This window comes from Sphingomonas sp. GlSt437, assembly GCF_048015635.2.
Classification (GTDB): Bacteria; Pseudomonadota; Alphaproteobacteria; order Sphingomonadales; family Sphingomonadaceae; genus Sphingomonas.
Genome location: NZ_JBPGYA010000001.1, coordinates 1,303,908 through 1,326,506, shown reverse-complemented (window position 1 = coordinate 1,326,506; position 22,599 = coordinate 1,303,908). Strand labels below are relative to the sequence as shown.

23 protein-coding genes and 1 pseudogene are annotated in these 22,599 nt (G+C 64.3%); 9 read left to right on the top strand and 15 right to left on the bottom strand.

The window, feature by feature from the left end; all coding sequences use genetic code 11:
* Positions 1 to 308 precede the first annotated feature (308 nt).
* From ACLB0R_RS06490 to ACLB0R_RS06475, 4 genes are all read right to left on the bottom strand, one after another.
* Positions 309 to 962, bottom strand: a complete 654-nt coding sequence (locus ACLB0R_RS06490) for a hypothetical protein (RefSeq protein WP_240883441.1) — start codon at positions 960 to 962, stop codon at positions 309 to 311.
* On the bottom strand, positions 955 to 3,237 hold the full coding sequence (locus tag ACLB0R_RS06485; protein ID WP_240883440.1) for a Mov34/MPN/PAD-1 family protein: 2,283 nt from the start codon (positions 3,235 to 3,237) through the stop codon (positions 955 to 957). Before ACLB0R_RS06485 ends, ACLB0R_RS06490 begins: the two co-directional genes overlap by 8 nt.
* 4 nt (positions 3,238 to 3,241) lie before the next feature.
* On the bottom strand, positions 3,242 to 4,411 hold the full coding sequence (locus ACLB0R_RS06480; protein ID WP_416642476.1) for a hypothetical protein: 1,170 nt from the start codon (positions 4,409 to 4,411) through the stop codon (positions 3,242 to 3,244).
* A 71-nt stretch (positions 4,412 to 4,482) separates the two neighbouring features.
* A complete protein-coding gene (locus tag ACLB0R_RS06475) occupies positions 4,483 to 4,671 on the bottom strand; it encodes a hypothetical protein (protein ID WP_008600975.1) in 189 nt (62 codons plus the stop codon).
* Between the two features lie 142 nt (positions 4,672 to 4,813).
* Between ACLB0R_RS06475 and ACLB0R_RS06470 the strand changes: the two genes are divergently transcribed.
* The 4 genes from ACLB0R_RS06470 to ACLB0R_RS06455 all read left to right on the top strand — a co-directional run bounded on the left by ACLB0R_RS06470 (position 4,814) and on the right by ACLB0R_RS06455 (position 8,049).
* Positions 4,814 to 5,722, top strand: a complete 909-nt coding sequence (locus tag ACLB0R_RS06470; protein ID WP_416642475.1) for a WYL domain-containing protein — start codon at positions 4,814 to 4,816, stop codon at positions 5,720 to 5,722.
* A 2-nt stretch (positions 5,723 to 5,724) separates the two neighbouring features.
* Positions 5,725 to 6,426, top strand: a complete 702-nt coding sequence (locus tag ACLB0R_RS06465; protein ID WP_276616339.1) for a nucleotidyltransferase domain-containing protein — start codon at positions 5,725 to 5,727, stop codon at positions 6,424 to 6,426.
* A 146-nt stretch (positions 6,427 to 6,572) separates the two neighbouring features.
* Positions 6,573 to 7,193: a type IV toxin-antitoxin system AbiEi family antitoxin domain-containing protein gene (locus ACLB0R_RS06460; RefSeq protein ID WP_240883436.1), complete on the top strand. Its 621-nt coding sequence runs from the start codon at positions 6,573 to 6,575 to the stop codon at positions 7,191 to 7,193.
* Positions 7,186 to 8,049, top strand: coding sequence for a nucleotidyl transferase AbiEii/AbiGii toxin family protein (locus ACLB0R_RS06455; protein WP_240883435.1), 864 nt, complete (start codon positions 7,186 to 7,188; stop codon positions 8,047 to 8,049). The genes ACLB0R_RS06460 and ACLB0R_RS06455 overlap by 8 nt, the downstream gene beginning before the upstream one ends.
* 10 nt (positions 8,050 to 8,059) lie before the next feature.
* Here the strand turns inward: ACLB0R_RS06455 and rlxS are convergent, their stop codons facing one another.
* The 8 genes from rlxS to ACLB0R_RS06415 form a co-directional block, all read right to left on the bottom strand.
* Positions 8,060 to 10,042 carry a relaxase/mobilization nuclease RlxS gene (rlxS, locus tag ACLB0R_RS06450; protein WP_240883434.1) on the bottom strand — a complete coding sequence of 661 codons (1,983 nt, stop codon included), beginning with the start codon at positions 10,040 to 10,042 and terminating at the stop codon, positions 8,060 to 8,062.
* A 334-nt stretch (positions 10,043 to 10,376) separates the two neighbouring features.
* Complete coding sequence (locus tag ACLB0R_RS06445) at positions 10,377 to 10,772, bottom strand: hypothetical protein (RefSeq protein WP_240885802.1); 396 nt, start codon at positions 10,770 to 10,772, stop codon at positions 10,377 to 10,379.
* 250 nt (positions 10,773 to 11,022) lie between these two features.
* Entirely contained in the window at positions 11,023 to 11,628 is a 606-nt protein-coding gene (locus ACLB0R_RS06440; protein WP_416643030.1) for a lytic transglycosylase domain-containing protein, read from the bottom strand.
* A complete protein-coding gene (locus ACLB0R_RS06435) occupies positions 11,622 to 12,161 on the bottom strand; it encodes a S26 family signal peptidase (RefSeq protein WP_240885800.1) in 540 nt (179 codons plus the stop codon). The genes ACLB0R_RS06440 and ACLB0R_RS06435 overlap by 7 nt, the downstream gene beginning before the upstream one ends.
* Positions 12,154 to 12,381 (bottom strand): helix-turn-helix domain-containing protein, encoded by a 228-nt coding sequence (locus ACLB0R_RS06430; protein ID WP_240885799.1) that lies wholly within the window; start codon positions 12,379 to 12,381, stop codon positions 12,154 to 12,156. Before ACLB0R_RS06430 ends, ACLB0R_RS06435 begins: the two co-directional genes overlap by 8 nt.
* A 173-nt stretch (positions 12,382 to 12,554) precedes the next feature.
* Positions 12,555 to 12,875, bottom strand: coding sequence for a DUF736 domain-containing protein (locus tag ACLB0R_RS06425; RefSeq protein ID WP_240885798.1), 321 nt, complete (start codon positions 12,873 to 12,875; stop codon positions 12,555 to 12,557).
* A 438-nt stretch (positions 12,876 to 13,313) separates the two neighbouring features.
* Positions 13,314 to 13,670: a hypothetical protein gene (locus ACLB0R_RS06420; RefSeq protein WP_240885797.1), complete on the bottom strand. Its 357-nt coding sequence runs from the start codon at positions 13,668 to 13,670 to the stop codon at positions 13,314 to 13,316.
* Positions 13,667 to 14,032 carry a hypothetical protein gene (locus tag ACLB0R_RS06415; protein ID WP_240885796.1) on the bottom strand — a complete coding sequence of 122 codons (366 nt, stop codon included), beginning with the start codon at positions 14,030 to 14,032 and terminating at the stop codon, positions 13,667 to 13,669. Before ACLB0R_RS06415 ends, ACLB0R_RS06420 begins: the two co-directional genes overlap by 4 nt.
* 102 nt (positions 14,033 to 14,134) lie before the next feature.
* On the opposite strand from ACLB0R_RS06415, the gene ACLB0R_RS06410 reads away from it, so the two are divergent.
* Positions 14,135 to 14,581: a MerR family transcriptional regulator gene (locus ACLB0R_RS06410; RefSeq protein WP_240885795.1), complete on the top strand. Its 447-nt coding sequence runs from the start codon at positions 14,135 to 14,137 to the stop codon at positions 14,579 to 14,581.
* Positions 14,581 to 14,907 (top strand): YnfA family protein, encoded by a 327-nt coding sequence (locus tag ACLB0R_RS06405; protein WP_416642474.1) that lies wholly within the window; start codon positions 14,581 to 14,583, stop codon positions 14,905 to 14,907. Before ACLB0R_RS06410 ends, ACLB0R_RS06405 begins: the two co-directional genes overlap by 1 nt.
* A 132-nt stretch (positions 14,908 to 15,039) precedes the next feature.
* On the opposite strand, the gene ACLB0R_RS06400 is transcribed toward ACLB0R_RS06405, so the two are convergent.
* From ACLB0R_RS06400 to ACLB0R_RS06390, 3 genes and pseudogenes are all read right to left on the bottom strand, one after another.
* Positions 15,040 to 16,881, bottom strand: a complete 1,842-nt coding sequence (locus ACLB0R_RS06400) for a ParB/RepB/Spo0J family partition protein (protein WP_416642473.1) — start codon at positions 16,879 to 16,881, stop codon at positions 15,040 to 15,042.
* 85 nt (positions 16,882 to 16,966) lie between these two features.
* Positions 16,967 to 17,383 (bottom strand): DUF2958 domain-containing protein, encoded by a 417-nt coding sequence (locus tag ACLB0R_RS06395; protein ID WP_240885792.1) that lies wholly within the window; start codon positions 17,381 to 17,383, stop codon positions 16,967 to 16,969.
* A pseudogene (locus tag ACLB0R_RS06390) lies at positions 17,380 to 17,700 on the bottom strand (zincin-like metallopeptidase domain-containing protein); the annotation flags it as partial. The gene ACLB0R_RS06395 and the pseudogene ACLB0R_RS06390, both read right to left, overlap by 4 nt.
* A gap of 139 nt (positions 17,701 to 17,839) precedes the next feature.
* Between ACLB0R_RS06390 and ACLB0R_RS06385 the strand changes: the two are divergent.
* Genes ACLB0R_RS06385 through ACLB0R_RS06375 form a run of 3 tightly spaced genes read left to right on the top strand, consistent with a single transcriptional unit; the run spans position 17,840 to position 22,571 of the window.
* Complete coding sequence (locus ACLB0R_RS06385; RefSeq protein ID WP_184107147.1) at positions 17,840 to 18,973, top strand: tyrosine-type recombinase/integrase; 1,134 nt, start codon at positions 17,840 to 17,842, stop codon at positions 18,971 to 18,973.
* Complete coding sequence (locus tag ACLB0R_RS06380; protein WP_184107145.1) at positions 18,973 to 20,745, top strand: site-specific integrase; 1,773 nt, start codon at positions 18,973 to 18,975, stop codon at positions 20,743 to 20,745. The genes ACLB0R_RS06385 and ACLB0R_RS06380 overlap by 1 nt, the downstream gene beginning before the upstream one ends.
* Before the next feature lie 44 nt (positions 20,746 to 20,789).
* Positions 20,790 to 22,571: a hypothetical protein gene (locus ACLB0R_RS06375; RefSeq protein ID WP_240456262.1), complete on the top strand. Its 1,782-nt coding sequence runs from the start codon at positions 20,790 to 20,792 to the stop codon at positions 22,569 to 22,571.
* The last annotated feature ends 28 nt before the right edge of the window (positions 22,572 to 22,599 follow it).

Below are 22,599 nucleotides of genomic sequence, written 5' to 3'. Positions count from 1 at the left end.
GGGCGCTCCGCCCGAAGGGCGAAACAGCCGCTCGGGTTCATGCCCGCAAGGATCGGTTCAAATCGTCGATTGGAAAATTACGGTCTCGACGCGCCTCGACGCAGCCCGAGGCAGTTGGGTTGGGTCCGGTTTACCCACACGCGCTTGAGTAGGTGCGCGACGGGCAAAACTCGTGCCTTATAAACTCTGACTTGCGCGTGGTTTGATGCCCAGTGAGCGCGATGAGAATATTGGGCGGGCGTGGAAGCGCCTTGGCCCCCGCGGTAACCCAGAACGCTTCACCGCAACGAGCGGACAAGTGGCCTTGGTCAGGACTTCGATGATGCTAATGCCAGAACATGCTGGACCATGCGCCAGCTATAGTTCTTTGCCGCAATGACGCAGAACACGTAGACCAGAAACAGCGCCACGCCATAGACCAAGGCGCGCTCGCCATTGCCCGAGGCCCACCAGGCGAGCCATGGCAAGGGTATCATCACCAGGGCCGTAATCGTCCCAATATCACGTGCGGCGAGATAGCGTCCATGGGCGTCCAGCACGCCGACATCCTCTCTGAACTCGCGATAGATTCGATAGAAAAGCTGGTTCTGTTCCCTGCCCGCCGAAGGCAGCGGCCCATATTGAGCTTCGAGCGCTGCCATGTTGACATGACTGCTGAGCGGCCCGACGCGGGTGAAGGCCCGGCAGCCGGGAAGCGGATCACGCCAGCGCCAATGCATGATCCGATCGCGCCAGTCTGGATTGATCAAGCCGAGCAGCAAGAGTGACGCGACCACGATGAGCCCGAATGCAGCTGTGCCCGGCGCGGCTGCCGCCTCGAGTCGCGCCGCGAGCATGCGGCCGTTCATCGAAAGGAGGCGCAGCGGCTCGGCCGCGATCCAAGCGAAGGCCACGATATGTCCAATCATCGCGGCCCGGATCAGCCCCGCATTCTGCTCTTTGAGCGATTTGCCGTCAGCCATCGCTGTCCTTCCGGGGTGAAACCAGCGCATGAAAGCGCGCAGGCGTCGCTATCAGCAGAATCGATGGCGGCGCGCGTTCGGCGGCAAGATCGGCCGCGGTCTTCCAGTCGGTCGAAGACGGACCCTCGTCCCGCAGATGGCTGTGCCAGGTTCCCACGTCGAACAGGGTTCGCCCGCTTTGCTCATGCCGATTGCGGATGGCCGATTGCAGGCCGTCGGTCCCGAGCACGAACAATGTCGACGTTCGGCGGCTGTCGGCGGGCGCTTCGAGCAGATCGACGACGGTCACGGTCTTGAGCCGGGCGCTGGTCAAGCCGATCATGGCCCCGCCGGTTTCAACCGACGGACAGGCTTTGGCTTCGGCCCTGATCCTGTCCGCCACTCGCCGGGACAGTCGCAATTGCCACCCGTCGCTGCCGGCGATGGTGACCGTTTCGAACGCGGGAACGATATACCGAGTCCAACATGTCGAGGGACTGTCCTCATCTGCTGTGCCGATGACGATCAGCCCTTGCTGGATCGGCGTATCGAGCGCTCTGGAAATCTCCTGCGAGAGCGACGCCGTCATGGCCGACAGGCGCGCATCGTCCATCGTCATCGTCAACGAACCGCAACCCTGTCCGATCTGGATCTCGGTCAGGCCGCCCGCAGGGTCGAAAAGCAGCTCGGCGGCGCGACCACCGTCGTGGTTTGCGTAGAGTTCGGCGATCAGGTCGCAATGGCTCGGATTATGGCCCTTGCCATCGGCGAGCAGAAACGCGCCGCGACCGCGGCCGAAGAGCGCTGCCTCGAACAACTGTGCACGGAGGCGAGGCGTTGCAGCAGACACCAATGCCTCGCGAACCGACAGCGAAGCGGTCGAATTGATCGCTGCGCCTGCGGCTTTCGGTATGATCTGCTTGACGTGCTCGGGGTCGCGGAGATCGTGGCTGAGATCGCCTTTGTGTACTGTCGGCGCTGTGCCGAAGCCGACGAGTTCCTTTGCGAGTGCTTCGGCCTTGTTGTTGGAGACATGCTCCGCGCCAAGAGCATGTCGCGCCAAATTGTGCGGCCTCAGCGACGACTCGTCGCTCACCGCCACGATGTCTTGGCCCCCGCGCACCGCGTGCATGGCGAGCTTCGATCCGACGCTGCCGCAGCCTAGCACGGCAAGTCCGGCGCGTGCCGGAGCGCCGGACAACCCTTGCAGCAGCGCGGCGGTAAGCGCCTGGTAGTGCATCGCCGGCGCGACCGGCTCGTCGTCACCCAGCGCGAACAGCGAGGTGCGGTTCTGGTTGGCGCGTATCTCGACGACATAGGGTAGCAACTCGATGTCGGAAGTGCTGTCGATCAGATGGATCGGGCGCCGTACGCACAGAACGATGCCGATCGGGATCGGCGCGAGCAATGACATACCCGTAAAGCTGCGTTCGACATTGGCGAGGAAAGCTTGCAGGCCGCGCCCGCATCCGAGTTCGGCGGCCCGTGCACGCAGGTCGCGCAATGTTGCGACGCTCTCCGGCAAATAGGTCGCGCTGATACGCGGTGTACCGTCGGGATTTTTGTCAGGCCAGACCACGCCGACCACCGTATTGCCCAGGCTCGCGACGGGATCCGCCCGGCGCGAGGTGAATGTCTTGTCGTCCGCTTTCTGCGTAAGCGGCGTCTGCACGCCCTTGCTCGAGATCCACGTCTCGGTGGCGTCGTTGAGGCAAGCCTCGGGCGTGCCGCGACGGAAGAACCTGCCCTGCCATACGACCCACCCGCCGTTCTTGGTGACGGCATTGCGCGCGGCATCGGCGTCGATTTCGAGAATATCGCGAAAATCGCGGCGGAGCATGGGCTCCCAACCCTGTTCGGGATTGATCAGGTCGCTGATTGCAGCCTTGCGAAGCCAGATCGCGAGCTGCTCGACCAGATGGAAGATTCCATATTCGACCAGGCCGAACTGTAGGAAATATTCGTCCTGATCCCCCTCGACCAGGCACGGCCGAGGCGTCGCGGCGAATGGCATGAGATGGGGAAAGTTGCGCGGAAAATCTTCGCGCAGGTAGAAGCGCGGGGATTGCCAAGGATATGCTGCTGGAAGCTTGAGCACGACTGGCTCGCAGGTTCTGACGCCGCTCGAGCTGATGCCGTCGGCCTTCATGTCGAGCGGCATCTCGACATTCATGTCGATCCGGATGCGCGACCTGCCGCCTTCCGGGTCAAGCACCGCGCCGCCGACACATTCGGGATGGGTCAACGCGACGCGCAGAAGATGCTCCGCGGGATCGGTTCCCGCCTCGGTTGCCACTGGTTCAGCCGTGCGGACGCGCCTGGGCGGCAGTGGCACCGATTCCCAGAGCGGCAACCGCCGCCTTGGCGGCGCTCTTCACAACCTTCGTGATGCCGCTGGAAGTGATCTCATATTGGAGCGCGCGCTCCTCGTCCTCCCAGACGTCGGCGACGCAGATGAACCGATCGCTCTTGCCATCGACGATCGAGATATATTCGCGCTTGGCGCGATCGCTGGGCGGGTCGGCCTCGTCAGGGTCGATCGCTTTCGAGCTGGCGACGATGATCGCGCCTTTCCGAATTTGCGCCAGCGCGCTGCGCGCATCGTCGCAGACCTCCGCATCCTCGCCATAGGTCGAATAACTATCGTAGCTGAGGCTGTGCCACGAGCAGTGATGCGGCGCCTGGAGAATGTCGTAGCTGAGCCGGTCAGCCTGATAGGTCCCGTGCTTGCCCCACAGGCGCTCCCAGATGGCGACCTCGGCGTCACCGCCCGTTAGGAACCGACATTTGTCGAGGATGCCGCCGCCGCGGATCGAGAAGCGCAAGACGACCGAGGAATGATTCTTGCCGAGAAGCTCGTCCAGCTCTTCATCGTCGCTATGCGGGATCGGCGCGAGCAACCGTCCCTCGAAAGTGCCGGAAGCGACCCGGTTGAGCTTGGTGACAACGCCGTCGGCCTTAACGACGATCGCGAGGATATCGTCGATCTTGCCGTCCTCGTCCTCGCCCATGATCTGGATGCGATCTCCCTCGACCGTGGCGGTGCCCTTCTCGCGGTAGAGAGCGACACGCCGCCGTGCCTCCTTCGCCCATGCCTTGGCATCGTCGCACAGCACGTGATCCTTGGAGGCACGGCGAAAAACGACCGGCGACGACCACATTTCCCGGATCAGGATCTTGTCGTCATCCTTCTTCCATTCGTCGGGCGGGCCGAGGTGGAAATGGGTTTCTAGGCCGCAGATATGATCCTTATCCGGATGGCTGAGCAGAAAGCCATCGACAAACAGCCGACCTTTTTCGTCGCGGGTCAGCCGGCCGCGCAAATCGGCCATGACATCAGGCGTATCGTCGTCATCGTTGTCTGCCGCCTTGCGCACATGCAGGTCGACGAGAAGTTTCTGGTCGTTGTCGAACGTGATCAGCGTCATATCGCCGTTGCCGACGGGGAAAAATGTGATTGAGGCAGTCATCGTAATCCCTTTTGGTCAAACGGCGTCAGCCGGGCAGCGCGCAGCAATCTGACGGCGCCCGGCATCGACACTCATGCGTTGGGAGTGTCGCGGCCGTCCGGCTCGCGGGCGACGCCCTTGAACGGCTTGCCGTCGTCCTTGACACTCATCAGGTGGCCGGTGCGCTCATCGCGCTTCTGCCAGTGGCCATCAGGCCGCTGAAACTGGGTGCGACCCGTCACCGCACCGCGCCGAAACCCATCACCAGTATTTTTCGCCATATTTTCTGCCCTTTGCGTCTGCTCGCCGTCCTTCGTCGTTGATCCCTGTGATCATCGCGTCCATTGAATATGGGAATCACGCTTGAGACCGTCAAGAAACACGACGGGATATTTTTTTCGAATCGAGTTGTTGGAGGGTTTGGTGACGGAAGAGATAGGCGAAACGGTGCGCTGGGGCGTGCAACGGCGCCTCGAATTCATCGATTTCCGGCTCTTCTGGGACGGGCGCTTCAATCGTCGCGATCTGGCGGAGACCTTCGGAATCTCGGCGCAGCAAGCCTCATCCGACATTGCCCAATACACCGGCCTAGCGCCCGGGAACCTCGTCTACGACCAGACCCTGAAGGCCTATTTGCGCGCGCCGACCTACGAGCCCAAGCTGATGCACGCCTCGGCCGAACGCTACCTGCTGCAACTCGTCGCGATCGAGAATCGGTGGATGCGCCAGGAGGACACCTGGTTCGACAACACGCCGCCCATCGAGAATGTCTCGCTATTGCGTAAGCGCACGGATGCGCGAATCTTGCTGCACCTCCTCGACGCCATCAACCAGCGCGGCCAGTTGGAAATCCAGTACAAGTCGATCACGGGTTCGCCCGAACCGCGCCGCGTCATCGCGCCTCATGCGCTCTTTCATGCCGTGGGCCGGTGGTATGTCCGGGCTTGGTCGACCGAACATTCGGATTTTCGTGACTATAATCTGTTTCGGATCGATCAGGCCGGCGACATCACCGCGACCGCGATCGACCACACGCTCGATTTCGAGTGGATGCATGAGATCGACCTCATTCTCGCACCCAACCCGGCTCTATCCGAAAGCCAGCAGGCAGCGCTTCACGCCGAGTACGACATGACCGAGGGGAGGCTCGTTGTAACCAAGCGCCTGAGCCAGACATTCTACCTGATGACCGAGCACAATTTCGACGTCGCGCCCGATACACTGCCGCCGGGTAAGCAGCAGCTTGTGCTCCTCAATCGCGACGAGGTGGTCAATGCCCGAACCACGGCACGCAAACTGTCGATCGACGCGATCGAGCGAGCCTCTCGTTGAACATGGGCGTCGGCGATGAAGGGGTTTCTGCGATCCTGCTCTTCGGCAGTCGTGCGCGCGAGGATAATAGCCGGGGTTCGGACACCGATCTCCTGCTCGTTAGTCCGCCCGGCACGCCACAGCACAAGTCGATCGGCCACCTCTCGATGTTCTTCTATCCGTGGGAGAAGCTCGCGGCCGATGCGCGCGACGGAGATCTTTTCGTCTGTCACATCGTACACGAAGCCAAGCCGGTATTCGATCCGCTGGGCCAGCTTGATCAGCTACGGTCCGAGTTCAGGCTGCGGACGAGCTATGCTCGCGAAATCGCGCACGCCCGTGACCTTGGTTGGTTCCTCGATCGCCACGCTGGCGCGCTCAACTCCGATGTGGTCGTGCGACGCATGGTCTGGTGTATCCGCACGATCCTCATCGCGCGGCTTGCCGAGCGTGGCACGCCGGCTTTCGCGCCTGCCGCGCTGGCGATGGCGGCGCCTTCGGCCGCTGATCTGCTTGCCAATCGCCATCAACGCAGGCTGGATGTGACGATGCGGCAGCGGTTCCGGCAGTATCTGATGCGGGAGGGCGGGCCTCCGGCCTTGCCGGGCGAGGCGACGTTCGAGGACTATCGCGCCTTTTTCGTCCAGACCGGCAACAAGGTAGGATTGCAGACAATCGAACGCGGCGTCCGGTTGTCAGAAGACGATGACGACTACTACCGCTGATCGGCATCGAACACCGGTGCGATCGGTTTCATAGGTCAACCAGGAGGATGCCTTAGACCCGTCGTCGATTTTTGCCTCTTCAGGTTGGGGAGATCGCGCGTTACAAAACCTCTGAGAGATTTTGATTCTATCTGAGGATTTGTCACATGGCCTCGGCGCCAGCAACCCAGCGCGACCGCCTGCGCAACCTGCTCGTCCAACACCCCGTCGCGCGCGCGCAGGAACTCCGCAACGAAGGAATCGCCGCCGCGACGATCGCGCGCGCTGTAAAGGATGGCGAGATCGAACGTATCGGCCGTGGACTCTACCAGCGACCCGAAGCGCCGATCGACGTCGCCCACGCGCTCGCCGAAACCGCGAAACGGATCCCCAAGGGCGTGATCGCAATGATCTCGGCGCTGGCCTTCCACGGGCTCACCGATCAGATGCCGCGCAAGGTCTGGGTCGCGATCGGGCCGGGCGACTGGTCACCTGTCCCTTCCTATCCGCCGACCCGGATTGTCCGCTTCAGTGAAAAATATCTGCAGGAGGGAATCGAGCATCACATGATCTCGGGCATCAGCGTTCCGATCTACTCGGTCCCAAAGACGCTCGCCGACCTGTTCCGTAATTCCAAGCTGGTCGATCGCTCGGTAGCGATGGAAGGGCTGCGCGCCGCACTTGAACAACGCAAGGCCACACCGGGGGCGATCGCCGAAGCAGCAAAGGCCGGCGGCGCCTGGCGCATCATGCGGCCTTATCTCGAGGCGCTCACGTTCAATGGCTAGGGAGTCGGTCAACCGGGCGGCGTCGGTCAAGGATCGACTGCTCAACCTTGCTCGGCGCGATGGCCGTGTCTTCGACGTCGTGCTTGTGCGCTACGCATTGGAACGCCTGCTCTATCGGCTGTCGGTCTCCGAGCACCGCGATCGCTTCGTGCTGAAGGGCGGCATGCTGGTCATGATCTGGCTGGCCGGGGACAATCGCGAAACCCGCGACGCGGATTTCCTCGGCCATGGCGATGCCAGTGAAGCGACAATCCGGGCGACGTTCGCCGAGATCATGGCAATCGCGAGCGATGATGGTCTGCGGTTTGACATCGACAACATGACCGCCACGACCATCCGTGACGACATGGAATATGGCGGCATCCGCCTGCGCGTGCCGGCCTATCTGGAACGGACCCGGATACCGATGGTGATCGACATCGGCTTTGGCGACGCGCTGCCCGCGCCGCCCGACGAACTGGACTATCCGACCCTTCTCGACATGGAGGTGCCACGGATTCGTTCCTATCCGCCGGTCACCGTCATCGCCGAGAAGTTTCAGGCGATGGTCGCGCTCGGCATCGGCAATGGCCGGATGAAGGACTATTATGATCTTTGGGCGCTGCCGCAGGTCATGCCGATCACCGACGACGACCTGGATGCAGCGATCCAGGCGACGTTCGAACGGCGCCGGACCGATATCCCCCGCTCGCGGCCGCCCGGCTTGTCGCGCGAGCTGGTCGATGACGAGACTAAGCAGCGCCAATGGCGCGCCTACGCCGCGTCGATCGAACTCGAAGGCGTATCGTTGGCCGAAGTCGTTGAGGCGATCTGGGCGTTCGTCGGATCGTCCTGCCAGCGGCTGACGGAACGCTGATCCACCGACCTCATGAAATGCTCGGCCCGCTCCGCCCACGCCCGAAGCTCCAGCTGATCCCGTCGCCGCGCATGATACCGGACACACTCTTGCCGACATGGCGGTCGAGCACCGGCCGCCACGGTACGAGCGTGAACTCGCGAGACTTCTCGACCAGCGCGAACCGCCCGCTCATTGTGTCGACCGGTCGGCGATAGACGCCGCTCACGCGCGCGTCGGTCTCGCTCTCGACGAACGGTATCCCAATTTCGCGCGATAGCTGCGCACCAACACGGAGCAACTCGCGGCGCTGCAGCGCCGCGATCATGCCAGCGCGGTAGGCGACACGCCCGTCTATTTCTTCGGCAAACCCCTGCGCGATCAGCCATTGCCGCCGCTGCACCTGAGCATTGCGGGCATCATGCCCGAACCCCGCATCGCGCAGCGGCGCCGGATCGGCGGCGACCAGCTCACGGTCGAGCCAGGTAGCAGCCTCGGCGCCGATCAGCTTTTCCAGCGGCTGCGGAGAAAGCGTTTCGACCGCTACCGGCCGCTCTTTCGATCGTGCCGCTTCATAAGCAGCGGCACGATCGAGATGATCGGCCGCAACGATCCATGTCCCGTCGGCCTCGCGCGTGACGCCGCCGGTCAGTCGCCGCATCGCCTCGAGCCGTCGGACATGGGTTTCGGCGAACGCTTCGGTCGCGGACGGGTCATGACGAAGATGCGCATCGACATCGTAGCGCCCGCCATTGGCGGCAGCGACGGTCGCGACGGTTCGGTCGGCCTCCCGGACACCGACCGAAACCGGCTCGATCCGCACGATCGCACCGCTCCCTTGCGGCTCGACATTCTCGCCTTTGCCGATCTCGACATAATGCATCCGGCCATCGGTCGCCTCGACCAGCAGATAGTGGCGATCGTTCAGCTCGTCGGACAGACCGCGTTCGATCACGCGACCAACCAGCGGCCGGACATTCGCCGCGGCGGGGTCGTAGATCGCCTGATCAGCAAGCGCCGGCGTTGCCCCACGCGCGGTGAAAGCGCGCTGCATCGTGCGGATGATATCGCCACGTTCGCCCATGCGCCTCAGTGTGTCGGTGAGATCGGGAGCAAGCCGCCAGGTCGAAGTGCCCATCTGCGTGGCGAGACCGAGGCGTTCGAGCTTGCGCAGCCGACCCATCCGCATGGTCTGGTCGAAGGCATCGCTTGCACCCGAGCTGACGAGCCGGCCGGCATCGGCGTCGCGCAGCAAGGTGCGGTCGATGCTGGTCAGGCGTTCCTGATCGACCTCGCCGCGCAGCTTGTCCTTGATCGCGTCGGTCGTGCGCGGACCGAGATCGAGATCGACCAGCTCGGCGGCGCGTTCACGCATGCCCTGGGTGATATATTCGCGGGCGATGATCAGGTCCTTGCCGCGATCATCCTTGCCGCGCAGGATGATGTGGGTGTGGGGGTGGCCAGTGTTGAAGTGATCGACCGCCACCCAATCGAGTTTCGTGCCGAGATCCTCTTCCATGCGCGCCATCAGCCGCCGGGTCAGGTCTTTCAGATCGTCATACTCGGCGCCGTCCTCCGGCGAGACGATGAACCGGAACTGATGACGGTCACCCTGCGCCTGGTCGAGCCAGGCCTTGCCATCGACCTTGTCGGCATCGGCGCCGTAGAGCTGGCCGCGCCCGCCGTCGCGGGTCGTGCCGTCGCGTTCGATATAGCGCATATGGGCGCGTGCCGCTGCGAAGCCCTTGCCAGCGAGTTTCACGATCCGCGATTTGATGATGACGCGGCGCGCCCGGAACGCAGCATAGCGATCGCGGCTGCCGAGCACGCGCCCAACCCCCGAGCCGCGCCCGATCCGGCTGCCATCGAAGCGACTGCGCCGGCCCGGCGCCGCACTGCCGCCGCGAGCGAGATTGGCGACCGCGAGAACCTTGGACAGGAACTTGCGCCCCTGCTTGCTGCCCTTGGCGCGCATGCGCCCTATGCGGGGTTCGAAATCGTCGTCGCTGAACATGCCGGACACCGGAAATGCGGAAGTAAATGCCGATCATGACTCCGCGCCGCACGGCTGAAAACCGGTGCCAAATTTGACGAGGATTTCTGCGGTGTTGGGCATGCGATGGCACCACAATCCGCCGCTTGGTGCCAACTGCCTCTAGAAAAACGATGTGCAGACAATAGCTTATGGCGTCCGGTCGCAGACCGGCACCATTGCTTCATCTTGCCTTACGCCGAATTGCCCCGAAACCCGCCAATCCCAGCTTCTTCCAGTCCGAACCCCAAGCGAGCCGAGGCAAAAAGAAGAGCGACGCCCTTACATGAGCGCCGCTCCTCGATATGTGCGATGATCATCCTCGCGCGAACGCCTCGCGTGCCGTCCGTTCGCGCCCGAATGTGCGCCTGCCCATCATCCCGTGAGCGTTGCCATCGCCATCGACGATCATCACCGCGACGAACCATTCGCCATCCAGCCGCCCCAGGATAGCGACCCGATCCAGCTCGAAATCCTCATCGTCCAGGCTCTCATATGCGCCGATCCACCGCTCCTCGAGCCGTGCATCCCAGTTGAAATCCACGTCCTCCGCTTCGAGAAACCGATGTGCCAATGCCTCTCCGACACCGCGGCCGAACTCGATTTCGAGACCCGAAATCAGCGCCGCCATCACGCGGTCTGTGACCCTGGCCGATGCCACGCCAACGCTCTGCATCATGCTCATAACCTGCTCCTTCTTCTCCTCGACCATTCGAGGACGACACCTCGACGACGGTCGGCGGAGCGGCTGTCAGGGCCGCTGGAGGCGCAGCCGGAAGCGCCGCGTCAGCGGCGGCGGAGGAACCGATTTTGTTGCGCAGCTACGAACAAAAGCGCGCGCGAAGCGCGCTCCATATCGCAGCAAAATTGGAGGTGCCGCCGGCCTTGATAGCCGTTCCGGCGGCCGTCATGCTGGGCCTTGCCGAGACGAGCCCACCCTCTCCACAATCGCGACGGAAGATCTATCGCGGGCTCATCTCGCTGCCCAACGTCACGAAAATGCTGCTCGTCGGCGCGGTTGACGATGGCGTTGTCGCCTGTCGCCGCACCCCCAGTAAGAAAAAAATCGATACGGATGCCGGTGTGCTTATCGCGGTTGAACCCGTTCCGCTGCCGACCAGGGTTGCCAGATAGGCACGCGTTTCCTCGGGAAGCGGGCGTCCCGAGGCCAGGTGATCGGCGTAGCGCCCCGGCCCCGCATTATAGGCCGCAAACAGTCCGGGATAACCAAACCGATCGTACATCGACCGCAGATAGCAGCTGCCGGCAACGATATTGTCGCGCGGATCATGGGGGTCGAAGCCGAGCGCGAGACGCTGGCGCATTGCCGTCCAGGTGGCGGGCATCAATTGCATCAGCCCCATCGCGCCAGCGCGGCTGGTGATCGGGCGACCGCCGAGTGTCGTCAGCCCGCCGCTTTCGGCACGAATGACGCGCTCGATCCAGGCGACCGGCACCCCGCAGCGCGTCGCTGCTTCGTCGGTGTAGGGCCGCCAGCGCGCGACCGGATCGCGTGCGGTCGGAACCGCTGAGGCAAGCGCCGCCGCCATGAGCGACGTGATCACCATGTCCATAGCACATGCGCACGGCCGATCAGGTGACGGCGGTCGCTCACCCCGAAATAGCGACCGTCGAACGACGCGGGGCTGTCAGTCATGAGCAGCAGGAGCTGGGTCGCGCCGAGTCGCAGGCACCCATGCCACCACGGCATTGCACGATTGTGGGCATCGAATCTGAGACGCGCGGCCACCGACCGGCCATTGACGAAAATGAGGTTTCCCCGTGCGCAAACGCGATCGCCCGGCATTGCAGCGACGCGTTTGACCAACGGCACGTTGGCCGGAAGATAATGACGGGTGGCAGCGAGCGAGCGATACGGTTCGGCAAGCGGCGCAATCACCATGTCGCCCTTCCTGATGCCGTCCGGCGCGGTGATACCATAGAGGCCGATGGGTGCGCTGGCGCTGGCGTTCCAGACCAGCAAAGGCCGAGGCGGTAAGGCGATGGTGGCCGCAACGGCGCAGCCGAGCGCGGCCAGCGCGACGCTGGGCGCGGCGGGAATGCGTCGCTTTGCGCAGACATCTCGATGCAGATCAGCCATTGTCGGCCTCCCCCAGCGACCAGGCATCGAGATCGTCGATATGGTAGCGGATATGGCGGCAATGCCGGCGGAAGCGCGGTCCGGTTCCGCCAGACCGATGCTCCTGAAGCGTGCGGGTCGAGACCCCCAAATAATGCGCCGCCTGCTCGGGACTGAGGAAGGGGGATCCCTTCAGCGCACGCGCTGCGCGCGCATTCTCGTCATCGTCGTCTGTTGCCATTTTAGACCTCGCTCGTTCCGGGCGCGGCCTCACGCCGCACCTCGCGGCGATCGAGGTGCAGGTTGCAAAGCGGATCGGGCAGGGTCGGAAACGGCTATACGCGATTCCGACCCCCCCTTCGGGTTCAGCCAAGGTGGCTCCCACGCCCGGCGAGGGCGCGGGAGCCGATGGGTTCAGTCGGCCGGACTCCAGATGATCGCGAAGGCGTCGTCATCATCCTGCCCGGCGGCGCGGCCGAGATTAGCGTAGAGCCGGCGCGGGCCGAATTCGGGCGCGGCGAGTGATAGCGACACATAGTCCTTGCCGCTCATTTCGCCGCGCCGGACCCATCCGGCCCCGACCTCGACGCCCGCCGCCGACACGCGATAGTCGGGGTGGGTGTCGCCGGACTTGCGGGTGTTGGGAATGATCTCGATGTCGGTGCGGATCGAAAGCGTCTTGAGCTGGCCCTTGAAGCCTTGTCCGTCGCGGGTGACATAACCGATGGCTGGCATTGTTCGTCTCCTGAAAAGTCGCCCCGAACCGTTTCCGGGCGATGGGCGGACCGGAGGGACGGTCAAGGCAGGCCCGCGAACCGGCAGGCCGAAGCGGCAGCGGAGGACCGGAGCCGGAGGCTTATTTGAAGCGAAGCGACCGCGAGGAGCCCGCCTTGGCGGGCGGGGAAATAAGCCGTGCGGCGATGGTTTCGCGGGACTGCGACCGTCCCAGGTCATGCGCCCGAGGAGCCGGAAACGGGCTGGAGACGCGGCAGAATCGATGACGAACCATGCAGCCGGTACACCCTGCGTAAGGGAGGCAACAAGGACAGCGCGGACGCGCCACCGCACTGATCCGGATCTTGCCAGGCGCATAGCACGACCGCATCGACATAGCCCCGGGCCAGGCGCCGCGATGGTGCCGCATGGATGGTGCGGCACGAAGGAGCGGCCGGTCTAGCGGCGCAGCACCCCGGGCGCGATCGGTTCGATTCGCGGCCAGAACAGCGCCAGCGCCATCATCGTGGTGGCAAATCCCATAACGATAAGCGTTAGGCGGGCGGGACGCCGGTTGCTCGAACGGCTCTGATAACCGATCCAGAACCAGCCCACGGCGACTGCGAGCACCGCGATCGGTGTCATCCAGCGATAGGCCCCGGAGAACCAGGCGAGCGCACCGCCGACCACGCCGAGCATCGCCGCTGGCAGCGCGAACGGCAGGACGCAGCATATTCCACAGGCAAGCGCGGCGGTGGACACGGTGACCGCAACCGCGCCGGCGGCCTTGGTCTCGGAGAGGCGGCCCCCGGTCATACGCCGCACGCTCCAACGCACCCGCATTCTCTGGCCATGGCTCCGCTCTTCGACGCGAACGGCTCGAACAATGCTTCGGCCGCGTCGCGCGCTGCCTCCGGCGCAACGATCGTCAGGCGGACCACGTCGTCCAGTGCGGCGATGTCGAAGGCAAGAAAGGCACAGCAGTCCTGCTCGCCCGCCACCATTCGGCGCACCTCTTCAATGGCGCCAGGTTCGTAATCCAGCGCAAGGCGAAGGTCGTCGCGCCGCGACCTGCGAAGCGCGCGGGCATTGAGATCGGCGATCCATTCGAGACGTTCGTTTAGATTGCCAGCATCGAGCGTGCAGGCGATCGGCGCGGTTTCCCATTGTTCGGTCAATATTGGTCTCCTCCACCCGTCCAATCATGGTTGCGGCGGGCGGCGATCATTGTAGGAGTTGAAGCTACTTGAGGTTCAAGCCCCATTTTCACGAGGCCCTTCATGCCCGGATACAAGATCGGCGAACTTGCCGAACGCACCCGCACCAATGCGCCCACTATCCGCTATTACGAGCAGATCGGCCTGCTCCCACGGCCCGACCGGCAGGAAGGCAACCAGCGGCGCTACGCCGATGCCGATGTCCGGCGGCTGACCTTCATTCGGCGCTGCCGCGATTTCGGCTTCTCGATCGACCAGGTTCGGGCGCTCGTCACGCTGGTCGCGGACCGGTCACGCTCCTGCCTCGAGGCGCGCGAGCTGGCACACGCGCGCCTGCTGGATGTGCGTGCGAAGCTGCGCGAATTTCGGGCGCTGGAGAAGAGTATTGCGGGCTTCGTGGCGCAGTGCGACGCCGAGTGTGTGGGCGGCCCGGGTCCGGACTGTGTGATCCTCGACGATCTTTCGTCACGCGAGCCGAAGGATACCGGCTGTTGCGAGATGGCCGCATAATGGCGACGATTCTCGCCTATGTCGGTGCCGCGCTCGCCGAAATCGCAGGCTGCTTCGCCTTTTGGGCTTGGCTGCACCTCGGCAAATCGTCCTGGTGGCTGCTGCCGGGGATGGTGTCGCTCGCACTGTTCGCATGGTTGCTGACGCTCGTCGACAGCGCGGCTGCTGGACGCACCTATGCGGCCTATGGCGGCGTCTATATCTGCGCGTCGCTCGTCTGGCTTTGGGCGATCGAAGGCGTGCGACCGGACCGCTGGGACGTGACAGGCGCGGCGGTCTGCCTGATCGGCGCTGGCATCATCCTGCTGGGACCGCGCACCACCTGATGCCCTGCACCGATCAGCCAGGGAGCGGGCAACCACCAATAAACCGCGCGCCGCCGCCGGGACGGCGGCGGCGCGCGGCCGGATTTCGAGGGTTTGAAGATGAGAGGGGCGGCTGACGCCGCCCCTCCAAGGTCAGGCGGCGAGACGGTCGGCCCCGCCCTCCTCGTCGGGGTCCGGAAGGGCCATTACCGCGCTCGGCGCACTGGGGTCCGGTTCGTCGTCGCCCGGAACCCGCCGCTCGATCTCCCGCGCCGCCTGCGCCTTGGCATGGGCGGCAACAGTGCCGACGCCGCCGCGCGCGGTGTAGGCGGCGGGCGGGAACGCCATCCAGCGCGGCACCCAATTCTCGCGCCGCTCGCGTCCGTTGGTCCCGTCGAGATGATCGCGGACGATGCGTTTCAGGGTCTTGGTCTTCTCCCCCGCATTGGCGCTGGCGACGGTTTCGCCCGCCACCTCGGCGACGATCCGGGTCAGCACCTCCCGGTCGCGGATCAGCTCGAAAAAGGCGTCGTCGGCCTGCCAGCAGCGGGCCATATCGACGCCGATCTCCATACCCACCGCCTCGACGGCGGCGCTGCCCGACGCCAGCGTTTCGCCCATGACGATGGCGATCACCTCCATGACGACCGTGTCGGGAAGGTCGAGCAGCCGCTGGAAGATGCCGACGACGCCATAGTCGTCGCCATTGCCCCCGGTCACGGTCGGTTCCTCGGCGGAGAAGCCGAGAACTGCCAGCACCGCGCGGCGGCGCTCGTCGAAATCGGCCTCGGCCTTGCTGTTGTCGAGGCTATCGCGGACGTCCTCGTTGCGCGTCGATTGCGGCTCGGCCTTGACGGTCCAGAGGTGCGAGCCGCCGATGGCATGGGCCACCATCAAGCGCAGCGCGATGGCCGGATGACCGGTCAGCGCGGCGCGGACGGCGGCATGGCGATGCAGGTCGACATAGGTCTGCATGGTCGATGTCACCTCGGGCCGCGCCGCTTTCTGGCCGGTCCCGTTTTCCGATCCCTCGGCCTTGGCGATCCGGCGGGCTTCCTTGCCCGACACATAGCCTTCGTGAACGATCACCTCGCCGGTCGCGCGCACGTCGATATAGACGCGCCCGCCCTTGCGCTTGCCGGCCTTCTCATATTCCCATGTCGAGAAATGATCGGACGGCGGCACGATGATCGCGTCGGCCCAGCCCTGTTCGACATAGGCGGCGCGGCGCGCCTCGATTTCGGCATTCTGCGCGGTCCAGAAGGCATCGGCATCGGCGATATAGCGGTCCTCGCCGAACAGGTCGGCGATGGTCGCAAGGCCGCTCGCCTCCACGTCGAACAGCGCATGTTTCACCGGGATCGACTGCCCGCCGAACAGCCATGATTTCAACTGGTGGCCGGTCGGCAGATAGGCATTCTCGTCGTCGGCCAGCGCCAGCCATGCCTTTTGCTGGCTCTTGGACGCCATCGTCAGATGCCGCACGGTCGTCGCGTCGATCCGTTCCTTGCGGTAGAGGTCGCGGATGGCCGGGAGCAGATTGCCGAGCGCCAGCACCCGTTTGACGGTGAGGTCGGGCAATCCGAAGGTCGTGGCGATGTCCTCCACCTTGCGGCCCTCGCGGACAAGGCGGGTGAAATTCTCCCACTGCGTCACCTCGTCGGGGTCAAGCCGTGCCATGTTCTCGATCATCGACGCTTCGATGGCGGCGGCGTCGTCGCCATCGTCTAGGATCGCACAGGGCATCGGCTCCGGTGTCGTATCGCCCGCCGCGCGCCGTTCCTCGGCGACGATCTTGGCGGCATGGAAGCGGCGGCTTCCGGCAACGATCTCGAAGCCATCGGGCGCGCAATTGGGGCGGACGATGACCGGCTGGATGACGCCACGGCTGCGCACGGTCGGCAGGATGTCGGACACGTCCGGGGCTTTCCTGCCGTAGCGCATGTTGGCCTTGCTCACGACCAGCTTGTCGAGCGGGATAAAATCGAGTTTCATGGTCAGCACTCCTTGTGAGTGCCGGTCCGTCGATCTTTCCGGGTGGGCGGACCGGCTTACGATATGCGGCGTTACGCGCCGCGCGTCATCCGCCTTTCCCGCCTTCGGGATCGGTCGGAAGCTCGGGGACCGGCGCGGACTCGATGCGCCAGATAATCGATTGGGCCTGCTGGATCGAACCGGCACGGCGCGCGGTGTCAGCCCAGACCGACAGGCTGGCGGTCGTCGAAAAGCCGATATCGCGCTCGATGCCGAGGCCGAACGGCAGGTGGAGGCTCGCCAGTTCGGACAGGCTGAAACAGCCGAGTTCGGGACAGCCGAAACCGAGGTCGGCCAGCCCGAACAGCGTATCGCCATCGCCGTAAAGCTCGGTCGCAAGCCATGTCGCCGCGCCCAGCGGGTTGAAGAATTTGACGACGGGCACGGGATCATGATCGCTCTCGGCGGAGCGGTCGGCATTCACGCGCAACGCGGCGTGAAGCTCGGGGGTCAACAAGATCATGCCGCCCTCCGTTCGCCAATGTCGGCTTGGGCAGCCTCGGCTCGGGCGGCGGCGTGCCGCGCCAGCAGCCAGTCGGCGGCCTTGCTGGCGGCGCTGGCGGCGCGGAAGATCGCGCGGTTATCCTCGCGCAGCACGTCGAGCCAACTGCCAAGGTAATCGGCATGGCGGACGGTCGGAACGATGCCGAGGGCCGCGCAGAGAAAGGCCGAACCCATTTCGGCAATCAATTCCTCGCGGGCATAATCCTTCGATCCGAAGCTGTTGACGAGGTTCCGGTTCAGCCGCGACTTGTGGCCACTGCCGTGACAAAGTTCGTGTTAGGTCCTGCCCACAGGATGTCCTTTCTGTCCTTTCAGGGCTATCCAGAAGGACACCCTGCACAGGCCCCACTCTCCTTCTTCGCCGAATGGGGTGGGCCCGAGGGCCCACCCCATTCGGCAGCGATCGAGGAGAGGTATGGCGGAGTTGTTGTTCTCGGCAGAAACGTTCAGGCCCGATGGCTCATCGGTTCTGGGCGTGCCGATGCTGCTCGACGCGAAAATGCGACTGATCGAGCCGGCCTGTGCCTGGCTGATGCATGTCGCGCTGGTGCGTGGGCGGACGCGCAGCCCCGAGACCTGGCGCACCTACGGCGAAGCGCTCTATGACTGGTGGCAGACGATTGAGGCGAATGACTGGCGCTGGGACAGTGTCGGCTCTGGTGAGATCGCAGCATACCGGGACAATATGTTGCATCCACCTGATGACGACGAAAAGCCGCTGGCGCGCAGTACGATCAATGGCCGGTTGCGCACCATCGCCCGGTTCTACCACTGGTGTGCCGGGACCGGCCTGATTGATCGAACGCCGTTTACGGCAAGCGACGTCGCACTGTCGCGAAGCCGCCCGCCAGGCTTCTTCGCTCATATCGATGCGAGTGGCGGCCGCGAGCGCGTCAACGAGCTGACCGTGCGCCATGTGACGATGCTGCCGCGTCCGCTGGCGCCGTCGGCGATCCGGCGGATCATAGCGGAAATGCCGGTCAGGGACCGGCTCGTTGTCGAATGGGCGGTCACGACCGGGATAAGGCGCATGGAGATCGCCGGGTTGAAACTCCGCCTTCTTCCGAAGGCCTGCGCCGAACCGATGATGCCGGTGCGAATCGACGCAACAAAGGGCGGAAAAGCCCGCGTCATCTATCCGCCGCCCACGCTTCTGGATCGGACGTGGGCTTATGTGCGGGAGGAGCGCGCCGTCACGGTTAGAAAAATGCAAGCTCGCGCTGGGCCCACTGACCCTGACGCGCTGTTCCTGACCGTAAGGGGGCAGCCGATGACGCCCCGGCGGGTTGGCGCGATGTTCAAAGCGGCGGCAGACGGCGCAGGCGTACCGGCGACGTTCCATGCGCTGCGCCACACGTTCGCGGTAGCGATGCTGAGGTTCCTGCAGCGCGAGGCACAAACCCATCCGGACCTCAATCCGCTGCTCGCGCTGCAGGTGTTGATGGGGCACGCCGATCTTGCGACCACAGCGATCTACCTCCGCGTCGTCGCAACCGACCTCTCGATCATCGAATCCTCAGTCGATGATCTCTATGCGGCACTGCTGTAGTGGCACGCCGCCGGAAGAATTATCGGGTCGCACCATCGCCGATCCCGCTGATCAGCGAGCCCGGTACGCTCGTCGTCAACTTCGTACAAGCAGACGGCACGCTCAAGCGTTCGTTCGATTTTACAATGTTCGGAAAAGTGCCGATGGCGGCCGAGCTGGCGCTGGCGTTCCGACATCATCTTGGCGACAAAGCAGCGTCAACTCGCATCAGCACCTATCGTCGGCTTCCCCTGTGGTTCTCGTTCATCAAGGAACATGATGATGCAATCACGTCGATGCGTGACGTCGATACAGCGGTGCTGCGCGCGTTCATCGCATCGCTCGATACCAAACCCTGGGTGAAGGCGACGAGACATGGGGCATGGTCGTGCATCAAGCAGTTGATCGCATGGTTGCAGCGAAACCGGCCCGAGCTGACCCACTCCGACCTTGATATCCCGTTCAACGCCTTCCCACGCAAGAATGCCGAGACACCGCCTCGAGCGGTGCTGAGCCGAAACGAGATGGAGCGCGTGCTAGCCGCAGCCCGCGCCGATATCACTGCCAGCTGGGCGGTGTTCCAGGCTGGGTGCGCGGCGCTTGCGCGCCTCGACCGTGCCGCGATCGCGGCTGAGGACGATCTGGCGCGGCTTGATCTGGACGATATCGGGGTTCTGCTTGCGATAATCTGCGATCGGTTCGGCGGGATCGTGCCACCGACGCGGGTGATGTCGAAGCCGGGAGCGAAACTGTGGCGCCTTCACTTCGCGATGCTGCGCCATGGCGCCAATCTGAAGGTGGCGGCTCATCTCTACATGATGCCGGAAACGATCGTGCCCTACATGATCGCGATCGGCGCGCAGACCTACGCCAATGCCGAAGCGCTGCGCTTGCTTCGTCGCGACTGCATGAGCGAGCACCTCCTGCTTGACGGCCGCGTGCTCGTCACCTGGAGCAAAGGGCGCTCGAGCCGCGAACAACGGCGCAGCTTCCTCAAGGATAAGAGCTTCTCGGTCCCGACGTTGATCGAGCAAGTGCTGGCAATGACGGCTGCGCTCATCCCGCATGCGCGGCCCGAGGACCGGGACCGCCTGTTCCTGATCGACAATATGAACAGCTCGCGGATCGTCGGCGTGATACCGAACTATCTGGTATCGGCGCATGTCCGGCGCTTCGTGAAGCGTCACGATCTGCGAGACGATCTGGGCAGGCCCTTGCAACTGAGCATCGCCGCGCTTCGGGCATCTGGGCTGACGCTGGCGCATGAGAGGCTGGGCCATGATATCCTGAAAACCCAGGCGCTGGCGAACCATGCGACGCCGGACACCACGCAGCGTTATGTGGATCGGCCGCTCGTCCGACAAGCCCAAGCCATCGCCGTTGGCGCCTTGCAGGCCCGGTTCGTCGAGATCGTGCGGGGGGAGCCGGATGCGGAAATACCCGAACAGCCTGACGTCGACGTTCGCCGTGCGTCGGCCTCGGGCTTCATCTGCGCCGATCCGATGGGTGGGGCGGCGGAAGGCCAGCGTGCGGGCCAACTCTGCACGGCCTGGCTGGGGTGCTTCACCTGCCAGAACGCGGTCATCCCGCTCGATGTGGAGATGCTGGTTCGGCTTAACGCGACGCGATCGGCGCTGATCGACGCGCGAAACGGGATGGTGCCGGGTCGTTGGCGGCTGCTCTATGCCCCCAAACTGGAGATCCTCGAACGCGATATTCTGCCGCGCTTCCCGGACACGCTGCATGATGCAGCGGTCGACCGTGCGCTGCCCGTGCTGCCGCCGATCGAATGAGCGTGCGGCCACAAACGAGGGCGGGGGCGCCGGCCTGGGAAGATATGGCCGTCTCGCCCTGGAGCCGATTCGGCGACGACGAATGGCGCCTCGACATCAGGACGTCGGGTCGCCGCGCCGATCAGAACCGGCTGCGCTGGGTCGTTGCGATGCCAAAGGATGCGAGGATCGGCATCGGGGAGCGCGCGGCCCTGATCCATGCCGCGAAGCACTTCCTCTGGTCGATGCGCGTCGATCCGCCAGCGGGACGAAAGCGATCATCGCTCGCGTCGCTTCATATGAAAGGCCTGATTCTGCGCACGCTGATCGGGTGGATGGCGATCGAGGGGCTGCGCCGCTTCTCCGACATCGACCCGAGCGCTGTCGATCGCCTGTGCGTTTGGTTGCGCGGTCGTCCCGCCCGCAATGGAAAGGCGCGGGTCAGCCCAAGCACGGTGAGCAACTACCTGCTCGCCATAAAGGATCTCTATCGGCAAAGAACCAAGCTGAGCGATGCTCCGCGCGTCGATCCGCTGCCGTTGGACACGACCTTCGAGGCGGCGGGCGTCACGCGCGCGACCAAAGGGACAATCCCGTTCATCCCGGATGAGGTCGCCGTCGCGATCCTTGGCGAAGCGTTGCGCTGGGTGGAGGAGCATGGCGAGACGATCATCGAGGCTGAAACGATCCGCTTACGAGCCAGGGCCATCGGCCTCGCTACCGGCATCTCCCGCCAAGCCTCCTACTATGTGCGCAGGGCGCTGCGGCAAGCGCATCTGACGGGACCGCTGGGGGACAAGTTGGATGGCGCTTACGCCGTCCGTCACGCCGCATGCCACCTCGTCGAAGCCTGCTACATCGTCATCGCGGGCTTCGTCGGGATGCGGGTGAGCGAGATCCTGTCGATGAAGGTCGGGGCGATCGAATACCGCCCGATCGGCGAGACCGGCGTGGATCAGGCCTATGTGGTGGCGCGGTTGTTCAAGACGGTAGACCATCCCGAGGGGCGGGAGGAACGCTGGGTTGCCCCCGCGCCGGTGGTGCGGGCCGTCGATCTGCTCGAACAGCTGAGCGCCCCGCTGCGTGCCGCGTCGGGACGCGATGAAATCTTCCTGGTCAAGAACACGCAATATGGCGAGATCGTGCCGGTGACCCACATGCACATCGGTTGGCGGATCAACGACTTCGCGCGGCACGTCGGCGTGCCCGAACATGAAGGAAAGCCTTGGTCGTTCAGCACGCACCAGTTCCGCAAGACCTTCGCTCGGTTCGTGGCACGGCGGGATCGATCACAGCTTCTCGGGCTGGCCGAGCACTTCAAGCATGCGTCGGTCGCGATGACGGCCCGAAGCTATGTGGGGAACGACTTCGATCTGCACGGCCTTATCGACCATGAGAGCCGCGCCGAAACCGCCGCAGCGCTCGATCAAATGCTGACCAGCAAGCGCCTTGGTGGCCGGATGGGGGAGCGTATCGTTGCCGGCAATGTCCGGTTCCGCGGCCGTGCCGGTGAGCAGGTCCGGCGCGACTATATCGCATTTATCCTCGCGGAGACCGATCTCCGGGTGCATGCCTGCGATTATGGCTGGTGCGTGTTCCAGCAGGAAACGGCGCGCTGCGGCGGTGAGGCCGGGCCGAGCGAAGCCGGGAGGGCGCCAGCGGTGTGCCTGTCGTGCGCGAATATGGTCGTTGAGGAGCAGCATGCCGGCTACTGGCGAGATCGGCGTGCGCGCAATGCTGCCCTGCTTCCCCGAGCCGGAGCGATGACAGCGGCGGTGCTGACCGAGGCGATCGAACAGTGCGACGGCGTGCTGGCAAAGATCGGAGGGCAATATGAGGGGAACTGATGCGTTGCGCCGATCTGACGCGGTCGCA

Excerpts from the sequence above, each read along its gene's own strand:
- ACLB0R_RS06490 (WP_240883441.1), bottom strand. The coding sequence starts at position 962 with ATGGCTGACGGCAAATCGCTCAAAGAGCAGAATGCGGGGCTGATCCGG.
- ACLB0R_RS06480 (WP_416642476.1), bottom strand. The coding sequence starts at position 4,411 with ATGACTGCCTCAATCACATTTTTCCCCGTCGGCAACGGCGATATGACG.
- ACLB0R_RS06475 (WP_008600975.1), bottom strand. The coding sequence starts at position 4,671 with ATGGCGAAAAATACTGGTGATGGGTTTCGGCGCGGTGCGGTGACGGGT.
- ACLB0R_RS06465 (WP_276616339.1), top strand. The coding sequence starts at position 5,725 with ATGGGCGTCGGCGATGAAGGGGTTTCTGCGATCCTGCTCTTCGGCAGT.
- ACLB0R_RS06460 (WP_240883436.1), top strand. The coding sequence starts at position 6,573 with ATGGCCTCGGCGCCAGCAACCCAGCGCGACCGCCTGCGCAACCTGCTC.
- ACLB0R_RS06455 (WP_240883435.1), top strand. The coding sequence starts at position 7,186 with ATGGCTAGGGAGTCGGTCAACCGGGCGGCGTCGGTCAAGGATCGACTG.
- rlxS (WP_240883434.1), bottom strand. The coding sequence starts at position 10,042 with ATGTTCAGCGACGACGATTTCGAACCCCGCATAGGGCGCATGCGCGCC.
- ACLB0R_RS06445 (WP_240885802.1), bottom strand. The coding sequence starts at position 10,772 with ATGGTCGAGGAGAAGAAGGAGCAGGTTATGAGCATGATGCAGAGCGTT.
- ACLB0R_RS06440 (WP_416643030.1), bottom strand. The coding sequence starts at position 11,628 with ATGGTGATCACGTCGCTCATGGCGGCGGCGCTTGCCTCAGCGGTTCCG.
- ACLB0R_RS06435 (WP_240885800.1), bottom strand. The coding sequence starts at position 12,161 with ATGGCTGATCTGCATCGAGATGTCTGCGCAAAGCGACGCATTCCCGCC.
- ACLB0R_RS06430 (WP_240885799.1), bottom strand. The coding sequence starts at position 12,381 with ATGGCAACAGACGACGATGACGAGAATGCGCGCGCAGCGCGTGCGCTG.
- ACLB0R_RS06425 (WP_240885798.1), bottom strand. The coding sequence starts at position 12,875 with ATGCCAGCCATCGGTTATGTCACCCGCGACGGACAAGGCTTCAAGGGC.
- ACLB0R_RS06420 (WP_240885797.1), bottom strand. The coding sequence starts at position 13,670 with ATGACCGGGGGCCGCCTCTCCGAGACCAAGGCCGCCGGCGCGGTTGCG.
- ACLB0R_RS06410 (WP_240885795.1), top strand. The coding sequence starts at position 14,135 with ATGCCCGGATACAAGATCGGCGAACTTGCCGAACGCACCCGCACCAAT.
- ACLB0R_RS06405 (WP_416642474.1), top strand. The coding sequence starts at position 14,581 with ATGGCGACGATTCTCGCCTATGTCGGTGCCGCGCTCGCCGAAATCGCA.
- ACLB0R_RS06400 (WP_416642473.1), bottom strand. The coding sequence starts at position 16,881 with ATGAAACTCGATTTTATCCCGCTCGACAAGCTGGTCGTGAGCAAGGCC.
- ACLB0R_RS06395 (WP_240885792.1), bottom strand. The coding sequence starts at position 17,383 with ATGATCTTGTTGACCCCCGAGCTTCACGCCGCGTTGCGCGTGAATGCC.
- ACLB0R_RS06385 (WP_184107147.1), top strand. The coding sequence starts at position 17,840 with ATGGCGGAGTTGTTGTTCTCGGCAGAAACGTTCAGGCCCGATGGCTCA.
- ACLB0R_RS06375 (WP_240456262.1), top strand. The coding sequence starts at position 20,790 with ATGGCCGTCTCGCCCTGGAGCCGATTCGGCGACGACGAATGGCGCCTC.